Source organism: Vibrio sp. 10N.286.46.A8 (assembly GCF_041470165.1).
GTDB classification, from domain to species: domain Bacteria; phylum Pseudomonadota; class Gammaproteobacteria; order Enterobacterales; family Vibrionaceae; genus Vibrio; species Vibrio tasmaniensis_A.
This window is the reverse complement of record NZ_JBFRLX010000009.1, coordinates 1-19,264: the sequence shown is the minus strand read 5'-3', so window position 1 is coordinate 19,264 and position 19,264 is coordinate 1. Positions and strand designations below refer to the sequence as shown.

General features: G+C 44.7%; 18 protein-coding genes. 11 read left to right on the top strand and 7 right to left on the bottom strand.

The features are described 5' to 3' along the window. Positions 1–84: 84 nt before the first annotated feature. Positions 85–972 (bottom strand): LysR family transcriptional regulator, encoded by an 888-nt coding sequence (locus AB4232_RS01065; RefSeq protein ID WP_372085722.1) that lies wholly within the window; start codon positions 970–972, stop codon positions 85–87. A gap of 130 nt (positions 973–1,102) precedes the next feature. Here AB4232_RS01065 and AB4232_RS01060 point away from each other — a divergent pair, with 130 nt between their 5' ends. From AB4232_RS01060 to AB4232_RS01035, 6 genes are all read left to right on the top strand, one after another. Continuing rightward, complete coding sequence (locus AB4232_RS01060) at positions 1,103–1,534, top strand: PACE efflux transporter (RefSeq protein ID WP_372085720.1); 432 nt, start codon at positions 1,103–1,105, stop codon at positions 1,532–1,534. Between the two features lie 448 nt (positions 1,535–1,982). Next, positions 1,983–2,837 (top strand): MIP/aquaporin family protein, encoded by an 855-nt coding sequence (locus AB4232_RS01055; RefSeq protein WP_102431546.1) that lies wholly within the window; start codon positions 1,983–1,985, stop codon positions 2,835–2,837. Positions 2,838–2,896: 59 nt separating this feature from the next. Continuing rightward, positions 2,897–4,417, top strand: a complete 1,521-nt coding sequence (glpK, locus tag AB4232_RS01050) for a glycerol kinase GlpK (RefSeq protein ID WP_017108454.1) — start codon at positions 2,897–2,899, stop codon at positions 4,415–4,417. Positions 4,418–4,692: 275 nt separating this feature from the next. Beyond that, positions 4,693–5,478, top strand: coding sequence for a DeoR/GlpR family transcriptional regulator (locus AB4232_RS01045; protein ID WP_017100307.1), 786 nt, complete (start codon positions 4,693–4,695; stop codon positions 5,476–5,478). A gap of 270 nt (positions 5,479–5,748) precedes the next feature. Then, on the top strand, positions 5,749–7,308 hold the full coding sequence (gene glpD, locus AB4232_RS01040) for a glycerol-3-phosphate dehydrogenase (protein WP_135383581.1): 1,560 nt from the start codon (positions 5,749–5,751) through the stop codon (positions 7,306–7,308). Positions 7,309–7,611: 303 nt separating this feature from the next. Then, on the top strand, positions 7,612–8,421 hold the full coding sequence (locus AB4232_RS01035; protein ID WP_102453889.1) for an SDR family NAD(P)-dependent oxidoreductase: 810 nt from the start codon (positions 7,612–7,614) through the stop codon (positions 8,419–8,421). 104 nt (positions 8,422–8,525) lie between these two features. Here the strand turns inward: AB4232_RS01035 and AB4232_RS01030 are convergent, their stop codons facing one another. Both AB4232_RS01030 and AB4232_RS01025 read right to left on the bottom strand, forming a co-directional pair. After that, complete coding sequence (locus AB4232_RS01030; protein WP_372085717.1) at positions 8,526–9,422, bottom strand: LysR family transcriptional regulator; 897 nt, start codon at positions 9,420–9,422, stop codon at positions 8,526–8,528. A 192-nt stretch (positions 9,423–9,614) separates the two neighbouring features. Next, positions 9,615–9,851: a YdcH family protein gene (locus AB4232_RS01025; RefSeq protein ID WP_004732244.1), complete on the bottom strand. Its 237-nt coding sequence runs from the start codon at positions 9,849–9,851 to the stop codon at positions 9,615–9,617. A 667-nt stretch (positions 9,852–10,518) separates the two neighbouring features. Between AB4232_RS01025 and AB4232_RS01020 the strand changes: the two genes are divergently transcribed. Then, a complete protein-coding gene (locus tag AB4232_RS01020) occupies positions 10,519–11,559 on the top strand; it encodes a DUF1214 domain-containing protein (RefSeq protein WP_017092726.1) in 1,041 nt (346 codons plus the stop codon). 90 nt (positions 11,560–11,649) lie between these two features. Here the strand turns inward: AB4232_RS01020 and AB4232_RS01015 are convergent, their stop codons facing one another. Together AB4232_RS01015 and AB4232_RS01010 are read right to left on the bottom strand one after the other, a co-directional pair. Beyond that, the gene (locus AB4232_RS01015; protein ID WP_372085715.1) at positions 11,650–12,564 is read right to left on the bottom strand and encodes a LysR family transcriptional regulator; all 915 of its coding nucleotides are present in this window, start codon (positions 12,562–12,564) and stop codon (positions 11,650–11,652) included. Positions 12,565–12,782: 218 nt separating this feature from the next. Next, positions 12,783–14,027 (bottom strand): NADH:flavin oxidoreductase/NADH oxidase family protein, encoded by a 1,245-nt coding sequence (locus tag AB4232_RS01010; RefSeq protein ID WP_372085713.1) that lies wholly within the window; start codon positions 14,025–14,027, stop codon positions 12,783–12,785. Positions 14,028–14,307: 280 nt separating this feature from the next. Between AB4232_RS01010 and nfsA the strand changes: the two genes are divergently transcribed. Next, a complete protein-coding gene (gene nfsA, locus AB4232_RS01005; protein WP_372085711.1) occupies positions 14,308–15,030 on the top strand; it encodes an oxygen-insensitive NADPH nitroreductase in 723 nt (240 codons plus the stop codon). 99 nt (positions 15,031–15,129) lie between these two features. Here the strand turns inward: nfsA and AB4232_RS01000 are convergent, their stop codons facing one another. Together AB4232_RS01000 and AB4232_RS00995 are read right to left on the bottom strand one after the other, a co-directional pair. Next, positions 15,130–16,662 carry a phospholipase D family protein gene (locus AB4232_RS01000; RefSeq protein ID WP_372085709.1) on the bottom strand — a complete coding sequence of 511 codons (1,533 nt, stop codon included), beginning with the start codon at positions 16,660–16,662 and terminating at the stop codon, positions 15,130–15,132. 161 nt (positions 16,663–16,823) lie between these two features. Beyond that, positions 16,824–17,387: a TetR/AcrR family transcriptional regulator gene (locus AB4232_RS00995; RefSeq protein ID WP_372085707.1), complete on the bottom strand. Its 564-nt coding sequence runs from the start codon at positions 17,385–17,387 to the stop codon at positions 16,824–16,826. A 60-nt stretch (positions 17,388–17,447) separates the two neighbouring features. Between AB4232_RS00995 and AB4232_RS00990 the strand changes: the two genes are divergently transcribed. The 3 genes from AB4232_RS00990 (at position 17,448) to AB4232_RS00980 (ending at position 19,149) form a co-directional block, all read left to right on the top strand. Further along, positions 17,448–18,014: a dihydrofolate reductase family protein gene (locus AB4232_RS00990; protein ID WP_372085705.1), complete on the top strand. Its 567-nt coding sequence runs from the start codon at positions 17,448–17,450 to the stop codon at positions 18,012–18,014. Positions 18,015–18,153: 139 nt separating this feature from the next. Then, complete coding sequence (locus tag AB4232_RS00985) at positions 18,154–18,651, top strand: hypothetical protein (protein ID WP_372085702.1); 498 nt, start codon at positions 18,154–18,156, stop codon at positions 18,649–18,651. Between the two features lie 207 nt (positions 18,652–18,858). Beyond that, positions 18,859–19,149 carry a putative quinol monooxygenase gene (locus tag AB4232_RS00980; RefSeq protein WP_017062386.1) on the top strand — a complete coding sequence of 97 codons (291 nt, stop codon included), beginning with the start codon at positions 18,859–18,861 and terminating at the stop codon, positions 19,147–19,149. Positions 19,150–19,264 lie beyond the last annotated feature (115 nt).

Genomic DNA, 19,264 nt, shown 5'->3' with positions numbered 1-19,264 from the left:
GTATCACTTTGAACAGAAAGGCTCACACGTTAAACGGTGAGCCTTTTCTTTATTCAGTTTGATCCAATTTATGTCTCGTCCAGCTTACGTTTCGTCTAATAGGCCTTTCAATGCTTGTTCAAGCCAAAGCAATGCTGGGCCTTTCGAGCGTGTTTTAGACAAAACAAGATCAACGGGCGGCGACCACGTTTTGTGATCGAATGAGACATTAATCTCCACTAAACGCTGCTTATTCAGCTCCTCTTCGACGAGGTGCCTAGGTAAGTATGCCCAGCCAATATCACTGCCAAGTACCATCTCTTTGATCACAATAAAGCTGTTTGACCACCATACCTTTCCGGCAATCAGCGGAAACTGGTCCATCACCTTGCCTTTGTCTCCCCTCAACATTAATTGACGATGCGGGAGTAAATCAGAGAGTTTCGCCACACCTGATTTTGCGAGCGAATGACTTGGATGACACACAGCGATAAACGGTAAGTGGCCGATAAAGCAAGGCTCAGAACCGACATCAAAAGCCAAGTTGGTAAACATTAATCCAATGTCGGCCCTCTCTTCGATAATCAACGGATTGACCTCTGTTGTGGTACACGCAAACAGTTCAACTTCAGTAGCAGGGAATTGTTGACTGAACTGACTAAGGATCTTAGATAGGTTCGGGACCAATAATGAATCATCTAATGCAATTTTGATTAGCCCCTCTTCACCGCTACCCATCGCACTAACCGTCACATTCAGATCTTCAACCTGAAGCACGATCGCTTTCACCTGTTTAAATAACTGCTCGCCAGCTTTGGTTAGTGAAGGCTTTCGAGTCGAACGATCAAAAAGCTCAACATTAAAATCGATTTCAAGATTACTGATGCCTTGGCTTACCGCTGACTGCACCTTACCCAAATGACGAGCACTGGCAGAAAATGACCCTAATTCAACGGCATACACAAACATTTTCAGTTGTTCAACGTTGTACATTCGGTTTCTCCCAAAACTTACTATCATAATATGTGATACTAACTATCTTTATATTATCACTTAAGTAGATATTATCTAGCCAAGTCATTAGCCCATCGACGGCTATTTAATCGTAAAGAGAGTTAGAAAAATGTCACATAAAGAACGCATGTTGCACATGGTGCTATTTGAATTGGTTGCTTTGATTTTGATGGCAGGGCTTGCAACCTATATTACAGGAAACGGCGCAGGTGAAATGACAGGCTTAGCGCTCGCAATATCATTGATAGCGATGGCGTGGAACTACGTTTACAACTATGGCTACGACAAAATTTACGGAGCAGACCGAAGCAAAAGAACTAAGAAAACACGTATTCTGCACGGATTAGGTTTTGAACTTGGCTTGATGACAGTGACTTTGCCTGTCTTGATGTGGGTTCTACAACTCGACTTCCTAACCGTACTGATCATGGACATCGGCCTAGTTATTTTCTTCGTACTTTACGCGATAGCATTCAACTGGGCGTATGACTCAATCCGAGCTCAATTGGTTTCGAAAGGAAAAGTGGCAGCTCTGGTTTAGAGCGGTAAGTTCATCTCGTATAACAAGAACATACACCCAAATGAAAACTGCCAAACTACAACATAGTTGGCAGTTTATTCATTTATGCATATAAGCTCATTTGTTAACGCCCTTGTTACATAGCAAAAACATCACACAGCCCTCCCTAATTAAGTCTAATAATCCGCCACTCACGAAGTAGCATCACAAATCCGAACACAAACTCCTCGTACCAGTTGCGCATTAATTTACATATAGGTAGTTTGAGCGGCTTCGCAACCTATCAATTCGAGCAATGACGTTCATGCGAGCATCTTTTCCGAGCAAAAGTGTTCGGATTAACATTTCAAGTGACTTTAATTAACAATTTTATGCTCAAACGCTCACTTTTGATGTTCGTTTATTTTCGAGTTCGCAAATATATGCACAATACACGTGCTAGATAAGCAAAACTAAAAAGGACTCGAACATGACAACAAACAAACACCCTTCTTTATTTGGGCAATGCTTGGCTGAATTTATCGGTACAGGATTACTCATATTCTTTGGCGTTGGCTGTGTGGCCGCTCTGGTATTAACCGGTGCGACATTCGGACAATGGGAAATCAGCATCATCTGGGGCTTCGGTGTTGCGATTGCAATTTACTGTACTGCTGGCGTTTCTGGCGCACACATTAACCCGGCGGTAACCATCGCACTGGCCATGTTCCATGGCTTTGATAAAGCGAAAGTGGTGCCTTACATCATTTCGCAACTGCTTGGCGCATTCTGCTCTGCTGCGCTGGTTTACAGCCTGTACAGCAACCTATTTACTGATTACGAAATCGCACATAACTTCGTTCGTAGCAGCCAAGACGCACTATCAACAGCAGGTATTTTCTCAACATACCCACATGCTTCACTTTCTTTCTTTGGCGCTTTTGCTGTGGAATTTGTGATTACTGCTGTTTTGATGTTCGCTATCTTAGCGTTAGGTGATGAAAACAACGGCGCATCTCGCGGCGCAATGAATCCTCTACTGATCGGTATTCTTATCGCAGTAATTGGTGGTTCTTTAGGTCCACTGACTGGCTTTGCAATGAACCCTGCTCGTGACTTCGGGCCAAAACTTTTTGCTTACTTTGCAGGTTGGGATTTCGCACTAAGCGGTGCTCGTGATATTCCTTACTTCATCGTTCCAATTCTTGCTCCAATTGCGGGTGCGTGTTTTGGTGGTTGGTTGTACCCACGCGTTATCGGTGCTTACCTACCAATAGAAGGCCAAGGCTGCACAATTCCAAACCAATGTGAAACAGAAGAAGAAGCTGAACAAGCTCAAGCTTAATCACTAAGCGCCCCTACATTTACTAAAATATAAATAACAAAAGAAAAAGGATTCTTACCATGACCGAGCAAAAATACATTGTTGCCCTAGACCAAGGCACCACAAGCTCTCGCGCTGTAATCCTCGACCACGATGCAAACATCGTAAGCTCTTCTCAACGCGAATTTACTCAGATTTATCCTAAAGCCGGTTGGGTTGAGCATGACCCAATGGAAATCTGGGCAACTCAAAGCTCTACATTGGTTGAAGCACTTGCTAAAGCAGGCATTCGCAGCGACGAGCTAGCGGGTATCGGTATCACTAACCAACGTGAAACCACCATTGTTTGGAACAAAGAAACGGGTAAGCCGGTTTATAACGCCATCGTATGGCAGTGTCGCCGTACAGCAGACATCTGTGAAGACCTTAAAGCACGTGGCCTAGAAGACTACGTACGTGACAATACAGGCTTAGTCCTTGACCCGTATTTCTCAGGTACCAAAGTAAAATGGATTCTAGACAACGTTGAAGGCGCTCGCGAAGACGCAGAAGCTGGCAAACTACTGTTCGGTACAGTTGATACGTGGTTAGTTTGGAAGATGACTCAAGGACGTGTTCACGTTACGGATTATACCAACGCGTCACGTACTATGTTGTTCAACATCAATGACCTATGCTGGGATCAGAAGCTACTTGATGAAATGGGCATTCCAGCAGTCATGATGCCAGAAGTAAAACGCTCTTCAGAGGTATACGGTCAAACGAACCTTGGTGGTAAAGGCGGTACGCGTATCCCAATCGCGGGTATTGCGGGTGACCAACAAGCTGCACTTTACGGTCAAATGTGTGTAGAAGCAGGCCAAGCTAAGAATACTTACGGCACGGGTTGTTTCCTTCTAATGAACACAGGCCAAGAGAAAGTAACATCGAAGAATGGTCTACTAACAACGCTAGCATGTGGCCCTAAAGGCGAGCCTGCATACGCGCTTGAAGGTGCGGTATTCATGGGTGGCGCATCTATCCAATGGCTACGTGATGAAATGAAGCTACTGGCTGGTGCAGAAGACTCTGAGTACTTCGCAACCAAAGTAGACTCTTCAAACGGCGTTTACGTGGTTCCTGCATTTACTGGCCTAGGCGCACCCTACTGGGATGCTTATGCTCGCGGTACGATTGTCGGCCTAACTCGTGGTGTTAACTCTAACCACATCATCCGTGCAACGCTGGAAGGCATTGCTTACCAAACGCGTGACGTACTAGACGCGATGCAAGCGGATTCAGGCATCAAGCTAGCGAAACTACGTGTTGATGGCGGCGCAGTAGCGAACAACTTCCTAATGCAATTCCAATCAGACGTGCTGGATACTGAAGTTCACCGCCCGGAAGTAACAGAAGTAACGGCTCTTGGTGCCGCTTACCTTGCTGGCCTAGCGGTTGGTTTCTGGGACAGCATTGACGAGCTTCAAGACAAAGCCGTTCTTAACCGTACCTTCATGCCACACCACGACGAAGAGAAGCGTAACCGCCGTTACAAAGGTTGGAAGCGTGCTATCAAGTGTGCACAGGTTTGGTCTGAACTGCACGATGACGACGAAGAGTAATCTAAGCGTGAGTTAACAGAGGAGCACGAATATTCCCTTATTAATCGATTCGATTGTTCGAACCTCAGCAAACGAAACTAAAAAGAGCACTATTTTGTGCTCTTTTTTGCGTTTCAGGCTCAAATTCCATGTTTTGAGCAGCGTTTTTGCGGTTTAGACATGATTCCTTACCATCATTACTTCTCTCTTTTCATCAATTCGAGCACAATAGTGTGAGTTTATATTTTCGATTTTGACGCGCTAGAGCCCTTTGCGCGCAGGGAGTGGTAAGTTAAGTGAAGCAGATACCAAGACACCAGCAGATTGTAGATCTGGTAAAAACACAAGGATATGTGAGTACCGATGAGCTCGTTGAAAAGTTCGATGTTAGCCCACAAACCATCAGACGAGACCTCAATGAACTTGCCGATAGCAACAAAATCCGTCGCTATCACGGTGGTGCAACCATTCCTTTAAGCTCAGAAAACACCTCTTATAACACGCGTAAAGCGCTTAACTTCAACGAAAAAGACGTGATCGCCGACGAGCTGGTTAAACATATCCCAGATGGCGCAACCTTGTTCGTTGATATCGGCACCACACCTGAATCGGTTGCTCGCGCACTCAACAAAAACCACAAACAGCTACGAGTTGTGACCAACAACATTAACGTTGCCAGCATCCTTCTACCGAACCCTGAGATCAAGGTTATCTTGGCGGGCGGTGAAGTACGTAACCGCGATGGTGGCATCGTCGGTGAAGCGACACTCGATTTCGTGAAGCAGTTCCGCCTCGATTTCGGTATCTTGGGCATCAGTGGCATCGACTTTGACGGCTCGTTACTCGATTTTGACTACCACGAAGTTCGAGTGAAACAAGCCATCATCGAAAACAGTCGCAGCATCTTCTTAGCCGTCGACCACACTAAGTTTGGCCGTAACGCGATGGTTAAGCTCGGTAATATCTCTCAAGCCCACATGGTGTTTACTAATAAGCAGCCACCAGAAGAGATTCTCAACATCCTTAAAGATTCCGCAATACCATTAGAAGTGATCGATACCGCTCGTCCTATGAGCGAATAACTAAACATAAGAGCTCAGTGACGCCACTTTCTTAAATGATTCACGATTCTTTATAGAAAAGTTAATAAAGTAAAACTTGCTCGCTGTCACTGTCGCTTCTATGCTCGAATTAGACTTATTTGAACCTCTGCCTTCATAAGCAGAGGTTTTTTTATGCCCAAATCACATAAAACGCGCATAAACGAAAATAATAAATGACCGCAAACGAAAGTTCATATAGGATTCAATTATGTTCTAAAATGCTCGTTCGCTCAGAAAGAGGTCAAAACCATGAGTGCTCAACAAAATAATTCAAACAACAGTACACCTTCCACTTTAGACTTGATCGTGATTGGCGGCGGCATCAACGGTGCAGGCATCGCGGCAGACGCATCAGGTCGTGGTCTAAACGTTGGCTTATACGAAGCAAATGATTTCGCATCTGCAACGTCTTCTGCCAGCTCAAAGCTTATCCACGGTGGCCTACGCTACCTTGAACATTACGAGTTTCGTTTGGTTTCGGAAGCACTCGCGGAACGTGAAGTCTTGTTAAGAAAAGCACCTCATGTTGCTCAACCAATGCGTTTCCGTTTACCACATCGACCATTTTTACGCCCGGCTTGGATGATTCGCTGTGGCCTATTCCTTTACGATAACTTGGGTAAGCGCACCACTCTTCCTGGAAGTAAGACCGTCAACTTAGCGAAATCAGGCCTACTGAAACCAGAAATGAAGACAGGCTTCGAATACTCAGATTGCTGGGTTGATGATGCGCGTATGGTGTTGCTCAACGTATTAGCAGCAAAAGAAAACAACGCAGAAGTTCGTAACTACTGCCGAGTTGAAAAAGCGCACCGTGAAGGCGGCATCTGGCATGTGACGATCCTTGATGTGATGACAAACCAGCGTTTTGAACGTAAAGCGAAAGCACTGGTCAACGCAGCTGGCCCTTGGGTTAAGCAGTTCTTTGATGATGGATTAGAGCAAGCTTCGCCTCGTAATATTCGTCTGATCAAAGGCTCTCACATTGTTGTGCCACGTATTCACGACGAACCACAAGCGTACATCCTGCAAAACAAAGACAATCGTATTGTGTTCATGATCCCTTACCTAGATAAGTTCTCGATCATCGGCACTACCGACCTTGAATACAAAGGCGACCCACGTAACGTCGCAATTGATGATGTCGAAGTGGATTACTTGATTGATATTGTTAACCAACACTTTGTTAAACAGCTTGGCCGTGAAGATGTGGTTTGGACATACAGTGGCGTAAGACCGCTTTGTGACGACGAATCGGATTCACCACAAGCGATCACTCGTGACTACACGTTGGAATTGGACGCAGAGCTAGATCAAGCACCACTGCTTTCGATCTTCGGTGGCAAACTAACCACTTACCGTAAACTCGGCGAAGCAGCACTTAAGAAGCTTGAGCCACACCTAACCAACATGGGAGCACCTTGGACAGCTAACGACACGCTTCCAGGTGGTAACTTTAGTTGCAGCAGAGAGCAGCTTGCGAAGATGATCCACACTAAATACCCTTGGGCATCTGAAGCGTTGTTACTTCGCTACGTGACTCAATTTGGTACTTACACGTGGAAGCTACTGGAAGCCGCAAATAGCGAAGCTGACCTTGGCATTCAATTCTCAAGCGAAGCGCATGGCGTTTATCAAGTTGAAATCGATTACTTGATCAATGAAGAGATGGCGATGACTGACGAAGATATCTTGTGGCGCAGAACCAAACTTGGCCTGTACATGAGTGAATCAGAGCAGCAAGCAGTAACGGATTACCTGAAAGAGAAGCTACAAAGCAAGGTAGTGAGCTTTTCTCAAGTAGGCTAACCCCACCAGCCTAAGCATGGTTCAAGAACATACTTAACAACGAAGCTTAGCGTCCCCCGCGCTAAGCTTTTTTATTGCCTGCTATTCCGGCCTAAGAACTCGATCAGATAAATCTCTCGATTGATCGTCTCCTTCGCACGGACTGAGGCTTTGTTCACTCCCCCCATTTTCAACAAAAACTAAATAGTGTTTTATTAATCCGGTTGATTATCAACTTCATAAAAGGTTGCTATTCTTTACCTCAACGAAACAACACATTTAAAAACGCTCACCATGTCAGCGCTTTAATAAGGAATCTATTCCATGCAAAAAGTTATTCTGCTCACAGGCTCTACCGATGGTATCGGCTTCGAAACGGCAAAAGTACTTGTTCAACAAGGTCACCACGTTTTATTGCATGGACGTAACCCAAGCAAGCTCAAAGACGTAGAGCAGCAACTTGTGGCTATCTCTGCAGAAGCTAAAATTCAAAGTTACGTGGCAGACTTGTCTGTTCTGGCTGATGTGGATGCGTTGGCTGACGAAATAATTGCTGAGCACGATAAGATTGATGTTCTGATTAACAACGCAGGTGTGTTCAACACTCCGAACCCGATCACTAAGGACGGTTTAGATGTTCGTTTTGTTGTGAATACTATTTCACCATACCATCTGACTAAACGTCTGCTACCTGCCCTCGATGCATCTAGCCGAGTGGTGAACCTGTCTTCAGCGGCGCAAGCAGCAGTGAACATCGAAGCGCTAGAAGGTAAAAAACCGCTTTCTGATGGCGACGCTTACGCACAAAGCAAGCTTGCGATCACTATGTGGACTCGCGAGATGGCAAAAGAGTTAGGCTCTACGGGGCCAATGGTGGTTGCGGTTAACCCAGCTTCGTTACTAGGCAGCAAGATGGTGAAAGACGCTTACGGTATTGCAGGCGGCGACCTAAGCATTGGTTCTGATATTCTAGTTCGCGCATCATTGTCTGATGAGTTCGCACAAGCGGGCGGTCAATACTTTGATAACGACAACAACACGTTTGCGAACCCGCACCCAGATGCGATTTACGGCGATAAATCGCAGCAAGTTGTCGCTAAAATTGAAGAGATCATCAAAGCAACACTTTCTTAATTGCGACGACTCGTACTGAGTTAATTTGCAAATCTCAATAAAAAGCCCTGCGTTTCTAATAAATTAACTTAGACACGCAGGGCTTTTTCGTACAACGTTTGTCTCTACGTTTGTTCCCAATACGGCGGGTTGCCATAGTATTCAGAGAAGTAGTCAATGAAGGCTCTCACCTTTGGTGCAAGTAACCTTGTGCTTGGGTACACAGCCCAAATTGCAGGCTCTGAGGTTAATGGGTAATCTTCTAATATTTGAACCAGCTGACCGCTTTTCAGTTGTTCATAGGCACACCAATTCGATGTCACCGTGATACCCAAACCACCTGAGGCTGCGTCACGCAGTGCTTCTCCGTTATCTGCCCTGAACGACCCAGATGCCTTAATCGTCTTAGGCCCGCTTTCAGTATTGAAGGTCCAGTTTTCTAAACCAATTAAGCTAATACACTGATGATCATTAAGATCTCGAGGTGTGGCTGGCTTACCATATTTGATTAAGTAATCAGGCGATGCACACACAATACGCTTGTCTGTCGCAAGTTTTCGGGCAATCAGTGTCGAGTCTTTCAGCTCCGAGATACGAATCGCGATATCAAAGCCACCCTCAACAACATCCACCATCGAATCTGATAGCCTGAGATCGACTTTTAACCCAGAGTAGCGCTCTAAGAATCCAGGTAAAGCAGGAACAAGATGCAAACGCCCAAAAGACGCAGATGCGGTAACTCGCAGCGTTCCGGTTGGAGAATCACAACCCACACCGACCGCCGATTTGGCAGCATCCACGCTCGATAACACTTCTTCAGCATGAGGTAAGAATGCTTCCCCCTCTTCGGTTAAAGAGACCTTACGAGTGGTTCTGTGGACCAAGCGAACGCCTAAATTGTCTTCCAGTTTACTGATGTGCGAGCTTGCAACAGCAGGAGACAAACCAAGCTCTTGCCCAGCCATGCTGATGTTATGTGTGGAAGCTAAACGAACAAACAATTTGAGGTGTTCAATATTCATGAGATTACCAATAAAATCTTAAAAATCGTGTACCAATAACCCTCATTATGCGTCATTCACATAACAATACAACGTATTAACTCAGTTGAATTGTGAAGAAGTGATTGAACCAAAACGAAAAAAAACTCCCGAAGGAGTTTTTATCTAAGTCTGTAATTCGCCATTTAACTAGTCAGAAAAATTACCAACTCACTAGCCCGTTAAACGAGCATGCAGTGAATCTTTAAGCTCAGAACGATCATGTTTCAATTGGTGCATCGAGCCGTCATCAATGGGTGAATCTTTCAGCTCTAGTTTACGAATCTCTTTATCAAGGTTGTCGTATGTCTTCATATCTGCTGCAAAGCCATCGTCAGTTTTAGCAAGCTCAGCAATTTTGTCTTTCATTTCAGGAAATTCGTGAACAAGAGAGTGATTTTCACCTAGCATAGAAACCTCTTAAGTTGAGTAAAGTGATTGGTAGTACACATTCATTATTTACCTTAGCAAGGGACTCAAATAACAAATGAGATCCAGTACACAGCCTAGAATATAGACAGTTCAGATTCACAAATTTACAACATAAATCGGTAGGGATGCGTTGTTTTACATAGAAGAAAGCCTCACGTAATCGCAAGGCTTTGTAGAGGTGAGTTCTTTATAAGAACAGTGACAGAAATGATAATAACAGCAGCTAAAAAGTATTTTCAAAAAAGGATTAGCTGCTACACCCACCAGAATGAACTCGATTCATTTGATCATGTGAAGACGTGTCAGAGCCTGTCGATTGGCATCCTGCCACGAACAATAGCGTTACAGATAAGATAAGCCATTTCATAATTAATTCTCTTTTAGTCATGACTAAAGCATAGTGCTTAAAAGCGCGGATACCTCAGTCATTAACTAAAGCCTTACCTGCCGATAAAGCCTTAGTTAATGAACAAAGCATCGCTTCATTAACTAACGACCTGTCTTCGTGCAAAAAACTTTCACCAAACGAACAAAAAACAGTCACAACTCTCTCTAAGCTTCACAAAAACCGGCCTTTCAATTCCTTTTAGTTATTATCTAAATAACATCAATTCATTTTTAGAATCACCGCCAAACCGATACATTAGTGTCATCTCCTAATGACGACCTCAAGGTAAACGATATGAAAAAGACCATTTTAGCAACACTGATTACCATCACATCAATGCAAACAATGGCAGCAGTTGAAGTAACCGACGAAAACTTCGCTCGTGCAGAAAGCGACCTTTACTTCACTCAACAGTTAGAGCATCAACCGGTTAATGTTTTTGAGCATAATCGCGAGAACGTAACGGTAGAGAACCAAATGATTATCCGCTCTAACACCGACCTGCTCTATTCAACCGCGGTTGTCGATGTCTCAGAAGGCGCAACATTCAAGCTGGCGAAAGGCGATGCGTACCAGATCATGCATATCTTCAATAACAATCATGATAACCACATGGCCATTTATGGTGGCGAAGAAATTTACATCGACTCAGAAATCGCAGGTTCAGACTACATCTACATACTGATGCGAACTGCAACAAGTGCTGGCGCAGATGAAGCGCATCGACTGCAAGATGCGGCGGTCATTAATGCGAAATCAGCTAAGCCTTTTGAACCTGCTTCAGATTGGGATGATGCTTCTCGAGATAACGTCCGAGCAAAATGGGAGAAGCTAGTTAATGACATCAAGACAGAAGAAGCCTTCACACCAAACATCACAGCAACATCAGATAACAAGCAGTTTATGATTGGTACTGCGGTAGGTTGGGCTGGTATGCCGGCAGAGCATGCTGTGTATACATCACGAGCGGGCACAGGTAAAACAGAATGTGCAAACATCACGTTTGAAGCACCCTCATTACGTTATGACGAAGGCGGTTATTGGTCAATTACGGCCTATTCAAGCCAAGGTTGGTTAATGACGAACAACAACAGCGCTGATTCAACGACATCAACACCCAATAAAGACGGTTCTTACACGATTCACTTTGCGCCAAAAGGGCAAACCTGTGACGCTGCAAATAACGTAATTGAAGTAAACGATGATGGCTGGAACTTCGCAGTTCGTGCATACCGTCCTAGCGATGAAGCGGTAGCATCCGGTGAGATGCACAACTTCCCACAGGTCACGGCTAAGTAGCGGGGAATAACGACTGAGTTGCGAGTGATTAGTGTTAATTAACTGGCAATAACAGCTGCTAACAATAACCTAGCCTCTCATTTGAGAGGCTTATTGCTTTTCTTTTATGATGGCTTGGGAGGTAGTGATAATTTTGCGCTTAAGCCATTGATTCATCGGGTGCATTCTCTTGTTATGAGATTCCACCAACACGATTTTTTTGAGCTCTTCCGGCGCATAATCAGGAAAAGAGAGATAATCGAACTCTTCATTAAGATAAAGAGCAAGCTGCTTGGAACACGGTAGAATCATGTCACTTTGTTTAATGACCTCTAATAGCGTGTGCAAATACGAGCTTCTTGCTTTCACTTTAAGCTGCTCTGTCGACAAATGCTTGGCGATATAAGGCTGAATATCATTCCACCCCGGTATCACCAAACTCGCGTATTCCGCTTCATCGATCTCTTGCTGTGAAATCACTTTACCAGCTAATAGGTGGCCGGTTTTAACCAACCCTACAAAGTCATCCTCACCGATAATCTGATGGGTAAACTGCTTATTCGTGTCGATTGGAGAAAAGTTGATAGCTGCTTGTATCTCGCCATCCAACAATTTTTTCAGCGTTTGAGAGCCCCAATTAACAATATTGACTTGAGCATTCGGCGCTTCTTGAATGAGACCGAGGCATAAACGCGCCCCGAGCCAGTTCGAGATAAAACCGTTAATCGCAATCGTGATGTTGCCTTGATACTCGGCAGGGTCAAAGCTTGGGGTTTCAAGAATCACGTCGTCTAAGCTTTCCATGATCATTGGCAGTCGTTCACCAAGCTCTAACGCACGTGGAGTTGGCTTCAAACCGGAATGGACACGAGTAAACAATTCGTCATCAAAGTATTCTCTCAATCGCCCTAGTGCTTTACTCACTGCGGGCTGACTCAACGCCAATTTATTGCCAGCAATGCGAGTATTTTGGGTTTCTAGCAAAACCAGAAAAACGCGGATTAAATTGAGATCCAATTGTTTCATAGTTACCTGTCATTAAAGTTTGGTCAGGGAGATATTTAGCCGTCTGGCGATAAAAGCTAACTTAGCGAATATCTCTCTCATTATGGCTCATTTGACGATTGATTCGCTTAACGATCTTTAACTCTTTCTTACTCTCTAGACAAACTAAACAATAAATCATCATAGAAAAAAGCAGAACTTCAATTCCTTAAAGTTCTGATTTAACAATCCATGACTGCTTACGCTCTGCGCTTTTTGAAGGCGTGCCAGCCAGCGCTGAAAATTGTTTTTAACACCACACCTAATGCGCTTAGTTTAGGGTCGGCATTCTTGCCAGAGGCGATGCGCCACATTTGATGTTCATACCAAACCAGCCCGACCATCGCCATCCTGTCTAAAGCGGGCTTTCCTGTGGTTGGCACCGTTAGCGGCATACCGTGGCTAGGGTTTTCAATTAACTTGTTAGGGAAATCTGGATCAACCGCCATTGTGCGCGCAATACCAATAAAATCGGTCGCCGAGGTGTTTAATGCTTCATTCATTGCTTGCGCGGTTCGAAAACCACCCGTGACCACCAGCGGAGTGCTCACAAGCTTTCTCGCCTTCACCATGTAATCCATAAAATACGCTTCACGCTTTACCGTGCTGGCCTTGATTGATTCAGTCTTGTTCTTTGAACCCATCATTGATGGACTTTCATAAGTGCCGCCGGAGATCTCAATCAGGTCGATACCGTTATCACTCAGTGTTTGCACAACCTGCATCGACTCTTCTTCAGTGAAGCCACCTTTCATGAAGTCAGCGCTATTGAGCTTAATTCCGACAGGGAAATCTTCACCGACCTCTTTTCGAATCGCGCGATAAACCTCAAGCACGAAACGAAGTCTGTTTTCGAGTGAGCCACCCCATTTGTCTTGGCGTTGATTGTGTCTCGAAGACAAAAACTGACTCACGAGATAACCATGAGCACCGTGGATCTGCACACCAGTAAAACCCGCTTGTTTTGAAAGCTTTGCACTCAACGCGAATTTATCAATAATTGCGATTATTTCCGTCTCAGTCAGAGCTCGTGGCGTATTGAAGCCTTTTTCTAATCCGCGCTCTAAAGAAATAGCCGAAGGAGCAACCGGGCTATCACATAAGAATTTAGGGATTTGCTTTCCTGGGTGGTTCAATTGCATCCATATCTGCGAACCATTTTGTGTTCCAGCCTTCGCCCACTCACGAAATACGCTTAAGTCACTTTGCTCATCCAACACAACGTTTTTAGGTTCACCAAGCGCACCTCTATCGACCATAACGTTGCCCGTCATGGATAGGCCAATTCCTCCTTGAGCCCAACGCTGGTAAAGCGTGACTAAACCTTGCTTAGGGTTATGATGTTTATCACCTAGCTGTTCACTCATTGCCGATTTGAACAGGCGATTTTTGATTACTTGGCCATTAGGAAGAGAAAAAGGGTCGTTGAGGCAGATTGGATTCATGCGCGAGCTTACTTTCTTAGGTTTATATATTGAGTCCAGTATGCCCTATTTTATCCGACAGTTCTGAGCATTTAGTGCCTATTTCGAAGCAACTTTTGCTCAATAATAAAATGCCAGCGGCATAACAGCTGGCATTAATCGATTATAAATAGAATCTTAAAGAACTAATCTGTTGCGACTGGAGTTCGCTAATCAGGAAGGTTCAAACACCCTTTACGCTCACGATAATTGTCGTTATTGTGATTCTTTACGCCATAACCACAAGGACTGTCTGAGAGTTATGAACAGCACGATTGAAACTATTCTGGGGCACCGCTCCATTCGTCAATATACAAATCAACCGATTGAAAAAGCACAACTTGATGCGATTATTCAGGCTGGTCTCGCGGCTTCGTCATCAAGCTTACTGCAGGCTGTTTCTATCGTGAGAGTGACAGACACAGAGAAGCGTAAACTGTTAGCCGAATACGCAGGCAATCAAGCTTACGTTGAGAATGCGGCTGAGTTTTTAGTGTTCTGTATCGACTATCAACGCCACGCTCAAATCAACCCTGAAGTGAAAACCGACTTTACTGAACTGACCCTGATTGGCGCGGTAGATTCTGGCATCATGGCGCAAAACTGCATGCTGGCAGCTGAGTCTCTAGGTTTAGGTGGCGTGTACATTGGCGGGCTGCGTAACAGCGCACAACAAGTCGATGAACTGTTAGAACTACCACTACATACCGCAGTGTTGTTCGGAATGTGCTTAGGTCATCCGGCACAGCAACCAGAGGTGAAGCCTCGCCTTCCAGCTCATGTGGTGATGCACGAAAACCAATACCAACCGCTGAGCCTAGATGAAATTGCCAGCTACGATGATTCAATGCAAAGCTACTACGCAAGCCGTTCAAGCAACCAAAAGCAGAGCAGTTGGTCACAGCAGATCACTCAAAAGCTGTCTGGCGAATCTCGCCCGCATATCCTGCCTTACTTAAACAGCAAGCAGCTGACCAAGCGTTAAGCCGTTAAGAGCTTGCAACAAACCACAGCAAACAGCAGCACAAACAAAAATGTCAGCGTAATATACGCTGACATTTTTATTTATCCAGAGGCGGCTAGATTACAGATATTTCTCAATCGGTAACAACTGTAGGAAGCCTGACTGCATTCGTTCCCACTTACCCGTTTCTGGTTCGCTGTCCCAGCTTTGATCGCCTGAATACCAATACACATCACCGTCTTCCAGTTCCAAACGCCAGCTATTGTCGTCACTCATTGCTTGCTCAATAGTTTTTGCTAACGTTTCAGCAATCTCTTTATTCTCGATGATCAAAACCGATTCCGTGTTTAGGTAGGTAGAACGTAAGTTGAAGTTGAATGAGCCAATACTCGCGATACTGCGGTCAAACACCACGGATTTAGCGTGCAAGCCATAGGCCGTTTCAGGCGCACATTTCGACACGTCTTGAGTCGATACTTCACAAAGCTTGGATTCTGGTTTTAGCTCAAACAGGTCGATGCCATGCTCCAACATATCGTAGCGTCGACCCGCGTATGCAGAGTGATTAGTCACAAGATCATTAGACGCCATAGAGTTCGTTAGCGCTTTTATCTCAACCCCCTGGTTGTTCAATACCTGCCACTCTTCAAGCTGACCATCATCGAATACAAGGTAAGCCGATTCCAACAAGATCTCTTGTTTCGATTCGCTCGCTAACTTCCCTAGAAGAATCGCGGTCGCTTTCGGTTCATCGGTATTATCTGAGTCCTCAGGGACGGGCTGATCGTAAACAAAGCGCGCATTCACCCAAGTCATCTCACCAATCACCTCTTTCAGTAAGCTATCAGAAGCCTTACGATCTAATGGTAATTCAGGATAATTTTGATAATGCGGAACGACAATATTATCTATCTTCGAGAGATCAGGTTGCTCGTCATCACCCAGCATATCGACAGGGTAAGACCAACGGCTGTTCCAGTATTCAACAAAACTGGTTTGGATGGTGTTAACTACCGAGCCCATGACTAATACATCGCGGTCTCGGAAATTGATTTCATCAGAAAGGTCGAAATATTCATCACCAATATTACGCCCACCCACCACAGACAAGGTGCCATCGACGGTAAACGACTTATTGTGCATGCGGCGATTTAAGCGAGAAAAATCACCGACAAAGCTCAGCCATTTACTGAAGCCGCGGCGTGTTGGTGTTGGGTTGAAGATACGAATCTCGACGTTCGGGTGCGCATCCAATGCCGACAGCAAACCTTCACGTTCGTTAAGGTTGATATCATCCAGCATTACGCGAACCTTCACACCACGCTCAGCCGCGACTAATAAACGGCTCGCGAGATAGCTGCCCGATTCGTCAGAGTTCCAGATGTAGTATTGAATGTCGATGGTGTGCTCGGCACTTTCAACCAGCGCTAATCGCTGTGCTAAAGCATCCCAACCCGACTCTTGCAGACGAACCGCAGTGGTGCCTTGCTCTAAAGCTTCAGGCTGAAATTCATTGGTTAGAACCGATAAAGAACTAGGTGCAGGAGAGGTTGGCGGTTCTGTTGGATGATCGATGCCTTCAGGAAGTGAAGAACACCCACCTAAAACGGCGATTAAGATTAACGTTAAACTGATGCGTTGGAGCACAGGCATGTATCTGACTTCCTTTTCACGATGGCGTCTTTAGAAACTTTCCGTAAAGCTTTTCAATGAACAAGCTATTCCGATCTATTCATTGATTATTACTGCTAAAGCCTGAAATTTATAGGTAATTATCCAGTATAAATTTAAAGGTCGGTAAATTGGCCTACAGATCACTTAAGTTGAGTGAGCGCCAAACAGTATAAACTCAGCGGCTTTTCGACCATTTCAATGGTGAGCTCTGTTCGGTCTGGGTTACAGTTCAACGCCAAAGCGTAGCCGTGTAAATAATCCACCAGCAAGTCCAACGCATTTTTGGTTTGCTCTTCCGTTAACGCTAACGGGCTCAACACCGCTTCAAAACGTTCACTAAATACCTCCATCGGCCCGAGAGATTTCATGGTCAATAAGGTTTCTAACAAGCCTCTATATTCGTTGAGCATCGACAAGTAACTCACACTGAGCCGATATAGGTTATCTTGCCAGTCTTGATTCAGCTCTGGCTGTGCCACTTCTTCAATCAAAGAAACTGTGATTGCCTCAAGCAGATCGTTTTTGTTTTTGAAGTAATGGTATATGGCCATCGCATCTACCCCGAGTTCTGTCGCCAACCCTCGAATACTTGGCACTTTGCCACTCTCTCGCATCATGCTTTTAGCAATGGTGAGAATTCTATCCGCGCTGAGTTGGCTTGATCCACTCTTTGGTCGACCTCGTTTCTGATCCTTGACAGTCATACCGTCACCTCTTAAACTTTATTTCTACACTGTAGAATATTTTAATTTATTACCGTGTAGATGCCAAGTTTCTCATCGCTATCGGAGTTAAAAATGTCAAATATTGTATTCATAGCAACCAGCCTTGACGGTTACATTGCAGACAAACAAGGTGGCTTAGATTGGCTGCAAGCGATTCCAAATCCAGACGGTGAAGACATGGGCTACAACGCCCACACCGATCGTATCGATGCACTGGTTATGGGGCGTAATACAATGGACATGGTGTTGAGCTTTGGCATTGATTGGCCTTACAGCAAGCCAGTCTATGTACTGAGCAACACTTTGAATGAAGTACCTCAAGATCTTGAAGGTAAAGTATTTTTGATGAAGGGCGATCTTAAACAGATTGTCGCGGATTTGAATAACAAAGGCCTAAAGAACTTGTACATCGATGGCGGCATCACCATTCAAAACTTCATGAAAGAAGACTTGATTGATGAGCTGATCATCTCGACCATTCCAGTCTTACTTGGTGGTGGATCTCCGTTATTTGGTGACTTAGTTTCCCCTGTCGATTTTACATTGAAAGGCGTCACGACATACCTTGATGAAATAGTGCAAACGCATTACTTACGTAAGCGTTAAAGCTGTTGTTGCTCTAAGGGCATGAAAGGATCAACACCGAAAACATTGTTCACGCTGCATAACCTTTATAGCCCCTACTAAAACCTCCCCTAAAGTAGTACCCTTTATCGTATTTCATTCTTAATGGTATTTATGTCTTATGAAGCTTTTGGTCGATCGCACTGGTGAACAGTTTTTAGAAATTCTGCAAGAATCGGGAGACACGCTGACGGTTCAATTCATTACCAATGAAGGCAATCGGAAGGGTAAGCCGTTCCAAGATAACTTGAGTGGATTGTTCCTCACAGGGTGGAAGCCGCGCACCACTTCAACCGCCATCGGATTAGAACGCTTTAAGCAAGGCAAACTTGAAGATCCCAAAGTGAGTTTCGCATTGCACCAACTCTATCCACTCGGTCGAGACGTAAAGTTACCTTCTGGTGATATCGCAACTATCGCGAGTTACGCCAATACCCATGCCGACGGCTACTATATGTTTGTGCGCCTCAACGATGAATTAACCCGACTCAAGATTACACCCGATTGGGAACTGCAACCTTCCGCTCAAAGATTGGCTCTGCCTTATTACCCAGCCCCAAGAACTAAAAAAGAGCTCGACAACATTGACGATTTTGATGCGTGGGCGGGCGGCTTCTAAACACTCCTAACCTACGCCCAATAGCACATAATACCCAAGTTATTATCAATTATTTTTTGACAATAATTCAAATGTAGCACTGTTTATCGTTACAAATATTCCTACTATTATTTATCCATCGACACAGACTGCAGCTCAATAAACAAAGAGTGGCGCTGTAAACACAGACAAATCACCATTTCGGTGAAAAATAATATAGGTACGAACATGACTCAACTAACTATCGTCGCAAACATCGTCGCTAACGAAGACAAAATTGAATTGGTTAAAGCAGAGCTGCTAAAACTGATTGATATTACTCGCGCTGAAGAAGGCTGCATCAACTACGACCTTCACCAAGACAATGAAAACCCAGCACATTTCACTTTCTACGAAAACTGGACATCACGTGAACTTTGGCAAACACACATGGGTAATACTCACCTTGCTGAATACATGGCAGCAACCGAAGGTAGTGTTACGTCATTTACACTTAACGAGATGACTAAGATCGCTTAAGTACAGTTTCAGTAGTCTGCTACTAGAAAGCACACTGACAAGCTATCGAGTTCGATTTGAAAGCCCCGCTGCACGTCAGCGGGGCTTTTTTCATTTATGTGTCCCGTCCTGAAAT